This is a genomic window from Streptomyces sp. NPDC030183 (assembly GCF_055573455.1).
Map to the genome: position 1 here is coordinate 20,513 of NZ_JBVIBK010000050.1, position 7,112 is coordinate 27,624.

Here is a 7,112-nt window from a genome sequence, read left to right on the forward strand (position 1 = left end):
GGCCGGTCCGCAGATGAACCACGTGACACAGATGCCGGACCGTCGGCCCGCACAGGTCCGTAAGGGGGCGGCGGCCACCGCCGCCCCGCGACCGGCCGACGCGCGAGCACGGCGCCGCCCGACCTCCCCGCAGTGGGCCGCATGGGCGTTCCTCGCCCCGGTCACCTGCTACCTCGCCCTCTTCTACGCCTATCCGCTCTACCGCAACCTCGACCTCAGCCTGCGCAACTACACCGTCCGCTCCTTCGTCCAGGGCGACGCCCCGTTCACCGGCCTGGCGAACTACACGAAGATCTTCGACGACCCGACCTTCGCGCCCGCCCTGCTGCACACCGTCGTCTTCACCACCGTGTGCCTGGCCTTCCAGTACGCGATCGGCCTGGCCCTCGCGGTCTTCTTCCACCAGCACTTCCGGCTCTCCGCCACCCTGCGGGCGCTGTTCCTGGTGCCGTGGCTGCTGCCGTTGATCGTGTCGGCCTCGACCTGGTCGTGGATGCTCAACAGCGACTCCGGCATCGTCAACGCGGCCCTGCACGCCGTCGGCGTCGGCCCGGTGAACTGGCTGACCTCGCCCGACTGGTCACTGACCTCGGTGATCATCGCGAACATCTGGATCGGCGTCCCGTTCAACCTGGTCGTCCTCCACAGCGGCCTGCAGTCCATCCCCGGGAGCCTGTACGAGGCCGCCGCCCTCGACGGCGCGAACGCCTGGCAGCGGTTCTGGCGGATCACCTTCCCGCTGCTGCGCCCGGTGTCGGCGATCACGCTGCTGCTGGGGCTGGTCTACACGCTCAAGGTCTTCGACATCATCTGGATCATGACCAAGGGCGGCCCCGCCGACTCCTCGACGACCTTCGCGACCTGGTCCTACCAGCTGGGCTTCGGCAACCTCCTGCCCGCCTTCGGGCCCGGCGCGGCCGTCGGCAACCTCCTCGTCGTCGCGGCCCTGGTGTTCGGCCTGATCTACCTGAAGGTCCAGCGAAAGCAGGCACTGTCATGAACCGAAGCGCCGCACGCTCCTGGTGGAAGACGATCACCGGCCTCCTCCTGACCGGGATCATGCTCTTCCCGGTCTACTGGATGCTCAACGTGTCCCTCACCCCCGAGCAGGACATGCGCAAGAGCCCACCGGACCTGTTCCCCGCGCACGGCACCCTCGACGGCTACCGCACCGTGCTGGACGAGCAGGTGCCCTACCTCGGCACCAGCCTCGTCGTCGGACTGGGCACCGTCGTCCTCACCGTGACCCTGGCCGCGCCCGCCGGGTACGCGCTGGCCAAGCTGCGCCCGCGCGGTGGCGGCATCCTCAGCTTCCTGCTGCTGGCCGCCCAGATGATCCCCGGCATCATCATGGCGATGGGCTTCTACGCCATCTACCTCCAGCTCGGTCTGCTCCAGTCCGTGCCCGGCCTGATCGTCGCCGACTCCACGCTCGCCGTTCCCTTCGGCGTGCTCATCTTCACCGCGTTCATGTCCGGCATCCCCGGCGAACTGCTCCAGGCCGCGAGGACCGACGGCGCCGGGGCGCTGCGGACCTTCGTGTCGATCGTCCTGCCGATGAGCCGCAACGCCGTCGTCACCGTGTCGCTGTTCGCGTTCCTGTGGTCCTGGTCCGACTTCGTCTTCGCCGGCACCCTCGTCAACGGCGGCGCCCACGAGCCGATCACGCTCGGCATCTACCACTACATCGGCAACAACAACCAGGAGTGGAACGCCATCATGGCCACCGCCGTCGTCGCCTCCCTGCCGGCCACGGTCATCCTCGTCCTCGCCCAGCGCTACGTCGCCGCCGGCGTGACCGCCGGCGCCGTCAAGGACTGACCTTCCTCCCCCCTGTCACGGCTGCACCGCCTCCCGGTGGCAGCGCGATCCCCCCTGCCCGAGAAACGAGTGACCTCTCATGACCGCCGTACCGTCCGGCCCGGCCTTCTCCATCCATGACATCCCCTTCAGCACATACGGGTCCTGGTTCGGCATCTCACCCGTACTGGCGGAGAAGACGCGCGCCGAGGACCTCCACCTCGTCTCCCACCAGAACGGCATGCACGCCGTCCTGCGCCTGGTCCCCCTGGACGCGACCTCGGGCGACCGTGCCGACACCCGCGTCGAGGCGACCCCCGGCCTGCTCAGCTGGACCGGTGCGGACGGCCGCGTCGACCTCGCCTACGAGACGCCGGACACCGTACGGCTGCGGGGCAGCGGCCTCGCCCTCGCCCTGCGGGCCGCCGCACGGACCCTGACCCCGTTCAGCGGCACCTACTTCTACCGGGAGCCCGGCTGCGAGGCGTACGTCTTCACCTCGTACGAGACGGGGCGCCGTTATCGGATCACCGTCCTGTCCGGCACCGTCGACGAGGTGCCCGGCGCGCAGGTGCTGGGCGGTGCCGAGCGCGGTGTCACCGTCGGCGCCGAAGCGGGCCGGGCCTGGGAGGTGGCGGTCGAGGAGTACGAGACCGCGCGCCGCCCCTACGCCTCGACCACCGCCTTCGACCAGGTCGTGACGGCCGCGCGCACCGCCTTCGCCGCGTTCGCCGACACGGTGGCGCCCTGGCGTTCGGCCGACACCCCGGCCGCCGAACTCGCCGCCTATGTGCTGTGGTCGGCGACCGTCCGGCCGCGGGGTTTCGTGACCCGGCCCGCGGTGCTGATGTCCAAGCACTGGATGGACAAGGTCTGGAGCTGGGACCACTGCTTCAACGCCCTGGCCCTCGCCCCCGGCGCCCCCGACCTGGCCTGGGACCAGTTCTCCCTGCCCTTCGACCACCAGGACGAGACCGGCGCCCTGCCCGACTCCGTCACCCACTCCGAAGTCCTGTACAACTTCGTCAAACCCCCCATCCACGGCTGGACCCTCGGCCTGCTGCGCCGACGGCTCCCCGAACCGCTCACCCGTCAGCAACTCACCGAGGCGTACGACCGGTTGAGCCGTTGGACGGACTTCTGGCTCACCGCCCGGCGCGCACCCGGCGGCGCCCTGCCCCACTACCAGCACGGCAACGACAGCGGCTGGGACAACGCCACCACCTTCGACCCCGAACGCGTGGTCGTCACCGCCGACCTGGCCGCCTTCCTCACCCTGCAGCTGCGTGAACTCGCCTCCCTCGCGGATGAGTTGGCGCGACCGGACGACGCCCGCCGCTGGACGCGGACGGCCGAGGCGACCCAGGCCGCCATGTTCGGCGAACTGTGGAAGGGCGACCGGTTCGCCGCCCGTTCGGCCGGCACCGGGGAGACCTGGACCAGCGCCAGCCTGCTCGACCTGATGCCCATCGCCCTGGGGGACCACCTCCCGCAGTCCGTCGGCGCCGTCCTGGCCGACCGGATCAAGAACCACCTCACCCCGTACGGCCTGGCGACCGAACAGCCCGGCTCACCCCACTACCTGCCCGACGGCTACTGGCGCGGCCCGATCTGGGCGCCCTCCACCGTCCTCGTCGAGGACGGGCTGCGCCGCGCCGGTCACCACCGGCTCGCCGACGAGATCAGCGCCCGCTTCCGCGCCCTGTGCGAGGCGTCCGGCTTCGCCGAGAACTTCGACGCCCTCACCGGCACGGGCCTGCGCGACCGCGCCTACACCTGGACCGCCGCCGCCTACCTGCTCCTCGCGGAGGCCCACACCCGGCGGGACAGCCGCTGACTGCCGCCTCCCTCAAGCCCCGGGACCGACCGGGCCCGGTCACACACCCTTCTCCCGTCCATAGGAGCCGCACGATGACGTCACGCACCGCACCTCCCAGAGCAGCAGCTCGCACCCGGCGACGAGTGACTTCCACCGTCGCCGTGCTCCTGGCCGCACTGGCCACGACCCTGGTGCCCGCCGGCCCGTCCCGGGCCGCCGACACCAGCGTCGCCGTCGACTTCGCCACCACCGGGGGCGCTCCCACCTACCGCGCCTCGGGCACGATCTACGGGATGACTGAGAACGGCTCGCTGCCCCAGGACCACTTCTACAAGGACATCAAGTGGAAGTTCATGCGGGCCGGCGGTGCCCAACTGGACAGCCCGGGCGGCTGGGTCGCCGGCAAGTACGATCGCCGGTGGAACAGCACCCTGGCCCAGTACAAGCGGACCAAGGCGCTCGGCGGAACCTTCGTCCTGCTGGTGCACGACCTGTGGGGCGCGGACGGGACCACCACGCCCACCTTCCCCGGTGACAACGGAGACTGGTCCGGCTTCGACGCCTTCTACGACCGGCTCCTCGGGGACGTGAAGGCCGCGGGTATGACCGACATCGAGTGGGACATCTGGAACGAGCCCGACTGCCGCTCGTTCTGGGGCTCGGGCCAGGCCCAGTACCTGGAGATGTGGAAGCGCTCCTACCAGAAGATCCGGGCCGCCGTCCCCGGTGCCGTCGTCGTCGGGCCGAGCACCTGCAGCAAGCCCTCCGGGAGCAACACCTGGTGGAACACGTATCTCGACTACGTCAAGGCGAACAACGCCGAGCCGGACACCTACAGCTGGCACGATCTGCCCGGTGACCCGGTCGCCGACAGCAACGCGGTGAAGTCCATGCTGTCGGCACGGTCGATGACCACGAGCCGTCCGTTCCAGGTCAACGAGTACGCCGGCACCACCGAGCAGAACCCGGGCCGTGGCGGCTGGTACATCTCCCGCCTCGAACGGGCCGGGGCCGACGGCCTGCGCGCCAACTGGGCGTCCGCGAACAACCTGCACGACTTCCAGGCGAAGCTGCTCACCAAGAACAGCGCCGGCCAGTACCTGCCGCTGGGGGAGTGGTTCCTCTACCGCTACTACGGTTCCCAGACCGGCAACGTCGTCAAGGTCACTGCCGGCACCGCCACCGACGGCCTGGCGACCAAGGACAACGCCGCGCGGAACGCGAAGATCCTGCTGGGCAGCAACGGCAACACCGGGAACGTAACCGTGAACCTCGACCGTCTCGACACCACCGGCGTGGTCGAGAACGGGCAGGTCCGGGCGATCGTCCAGCGCGTCCCGAACAACGGCGGAGCCGCCGTGACCGGCCCGGTCACCGTCTCCGACCAGACCCTGACCGTGAGCGGCAACTCCGCCTCGGTGACCGTCCCCTGGACGGACTCCAGGGACGGCTACACCGTCACCCTGCTGCCCCCGTCGAACACCACGATCTCCACGGTCGCCGTGGTCCAGCACAGCGGCCAGTGCCTCGACGACACCAACCTGTCCACCGCCAACGGCACGCAGTACCAGCAGTACCCCTGCGAGGGCGGCTACCAGCAGATGCTCGACTTCAAGCCGGTCGCCGGCAAGGCGGACACGTACACCATCGTCAACGAGCACAGCGGCAAGTGCCTGGACGTCAGCAGCGCCTCCACCGCCGACGGCGCCGCCGTCATCCAGTACACCTGCAACGGCGCCGACAACCAGCAGTTCACACTGCGCCCGGTGACCGCGCTCGGCAACGCCAAGGACTACCAGCTCGTCGCCGTCCACAGCGGCAAGTGCGTCGACGTCAGCCAGATCTCCACCGCGGCCGGCGCGAAGATCCACCAGTGGCCCTGCGACTCCGCGAGCGCGCTGAGCACCAAGAAGAACCAGATCTGGCGCCTCCTCGGCAAGAGCTGACGCCCGCGGGGGGCCGCGGACGACGACCGCGGCCCCCTCGATCATGTCCGGCCCGGCGGCCCGGAAAGGTTCCGCCGGTAGAGGGCGACGGCCTGCTCGGCCGGGAGGTTCGGGACGGCGACGGTCTCCCCGGTCCCCTTCGCGACCACGACCTTGGCGCCGCCGGGCGGAGCCGGCAGCGGGCGGCCGGAGGGATCGGTGCGGGCCGGGAGGACGGCGTACACCAGATAGCCGATGTCGAACTCGTGCACATGCAGCTCGGCGGGGGTGCCGTCGGGGAGCAGCGGCCGGGCGTACCGGGCGCGGACCAGCTCGACGGCCTGCTCGGGAGTGGTGGGCGGCGTACCGGGAGCCATGGGGGTCGTCCGTCCTGGGTGTCCGTACGGGGAGGGGCGGCCGGCGGTCAGAGCTCGGCGGGGGTGCCGCCGAAGCCGATCTCGTTGCCGTCCGGGTCGTGGTACGTGATCTTGCGGACGCCGTTGGCGTAGGTCTCCCGGTTCGCGGGCTTCAGCCCCCGGCCCGTGATCCCCTCGACACGGGCGTCGAGGTCGTCGACGAACACGGTGTGCAGCGCGTGGCCGCCGCGCCCCGGCCGGTGCTCGATGTACACGTACCGGTGCTCCGCCAGCTCCCACACGGCCTCCGTGTCGTTCGGGATGAACGTCGGCGGCGAGCCGAACAGGCGCTCGTACCAACCGAGTGCCGCTTCGTAGTCGTTGACGAGGATGCCTGCGAACAGATCGACGGACATGACGCCATGGTAGGGCCGAGGCGCTCACCGGGCCGGGGACGCGATCACGGGGGCCGGCGCGGCGCTCCGTACAATTTGGAGCCGAACGACATCTGAGATCCGATGGGCCCCCGTGGCCTCGAGGAGTGTGCCCGTGCCCGGCCAACGATCCGTGACCCAAGCCGAGAAGCTGGCGGAGGCGAAGCTCGGGGGCATCCCCGTCCGCCATGAGCAGATGGCCGTCGTCGCCAACATCTACCGGGCCGCGTCGGCGGTACGGCAGCACCTGGAGAACTCGGTGCTGCGCGGCGCGGACCTGACCTGGACGGCGTTCGTCGTGCTGTGGGTGGTCTGGATCTGGGGCGAGTCGGAGACCCGGCACGTCGCGGAGGAGGCCGGTATCTCCAAGGGGACGCTCACCGGGGTCTCCCGGACGCTGGAGAAGCGGGGCCTGCTGCGGCGGGCCGGGCACCCCACCGACGGCAGGCTGGTCCTGCTCAGCCTCACCGAGGAGGGCGAGGAGCTGATGCGACGGGTGTTCCCCGCGTTCAACGAGGAGGAGGTCTTCGTCACCGCGCGACTCGACACCGAGGAGTGCCGCGGCCTCGCCGACGGACTGCGGCGCGTCGTCCTCCAGGTCGAGGAGCGAGGCGAGGAACGCCGCCGCACCCTCCTCGACGGCGCACCCCCGGCCCCCCGCCGCAGCGGCCGCCGCCCGCAGTCCTAGGCCCAATGCCGGTGACTTAAGTGGTTTTGTCTCGTTGTCGTTCGTGTGGCGAGGGTGGGGCAGGCCAGGACGCCTGCGGGTGAGCGGTTG

General features: G+C 70.5%; 7 protein-coding genes. 5 read left to right on the forward strand and 2 right to left on the reverse strand.

The features are described from left to right. Window positions 1-13: 13 nt before the first annotated feature. The 4 genes from ACZ4Z2_RS36135 (at window position 14) to ACZ4Z2_RS36150 (ending at window position 5,565) form a co-directional block, all read left to right on the forward strand. Complete coding sequence (locus ACZ4Z2_RS36135; protein ID WP_468081912.1) at window positions 14-1,000, forward strand: carbohydrate ABC transporter permease; 987 nt, start codon at window positions 14-16, stop codon at window positions 998-1,000. Further along, complete coding sequence (locus tag ACZ4Z2_RS36140) at window positions 997-1,821, forward strand: carbohydrate ABC transporter permease (protein ID WP_468081914.1); 825 nt, start codon at window positions 997-999, stop codon at window positions 1,819-1,821. Before ACZ4Z2_RS36135 ends, ACZ4Z2_RS36140 begins: the two co-directional genes overlap by 4 nt. 79 nt (window positions 1,822-1,900) lie before the next feature. Continuing rightward, window positions 1,901-3,637, forward strand: coding sequence for an amylo-alpha-1,6-glucosidase (locus ACZ4Z2_RS36145; protein WP_468081916.1), 1,737 nt, complete (start codon window positions 1,901-1,903; stop codon window positions 3,635-3,637). 125 nt (window positions 3,638-3,762) lie between these two features. After that, window positions 3,763-5,565 (forward strand): RICIN domain-containing protein, encoded by a 1,803-nt coding sequence (locus tag ACZ4Z2_RS36150; RefSeq protein ID WP_468081917.1) that lies wholly within the window; start codon window positions 3,763-3,765, stop codon window positions 5,563-5,565. A gap of 41 nt (window positions 5,566-5,606) precedes the next feature. Here the strand turns inward: ACZ4Z2_RS36150 and ACZ4Z2_RS36155 are convergent, their stop codons facing one another. Together ACZ4Z2_RS36155 and ACZ4Z2_RS36160 are read right to left on the reverse strand one after the other, a co-directional pair. Then, the gene (locus ACZ4Z2_RS36155) at window positions 5,607-5,921 is read right to left on the reverse strand and encodes a hypothetical protein (protein ID WP_468081918.1); all 315 of its coding nucleotides are present in this window, start codon (window positions 5,919-5,921) and stop codon (window positions 5,607-5,609) included. Window positions 5,922-5,968: 47 nt separating this feature from the next. Beyond that, complete coding sequence (locus tag ACZ4Z2_RS36160) at window positions 5,969-6,316, reverse strand: VOC family protein (RefSeq protein WP_468081919.1); 348 nt, start codon at window positions 6,314-6,316, stop codon at window positions 5,969-5,971. Between the two features lie 133 nt (window positions 6,317-6,449). Here ACZ4Z2_RS36160 and ACZ4Z2_RS36165 point away from each other — a divergent pair, with 133 nt between their 5' ends. Further along, on the forward strand, window positions 6,450-7,022 hold the full coding sequence (locus ACZ4Z2_RS36165) for a MarR family winged helix-turn-helix transcriptional regulator (protein WP_468081921.1): 573 nt from the start codon (window positions 6,450-6,452) through the stop codon (window positions 7,020-7,022). Window positions 7,023-7,112: the final 90 nt, after the last annotated feature.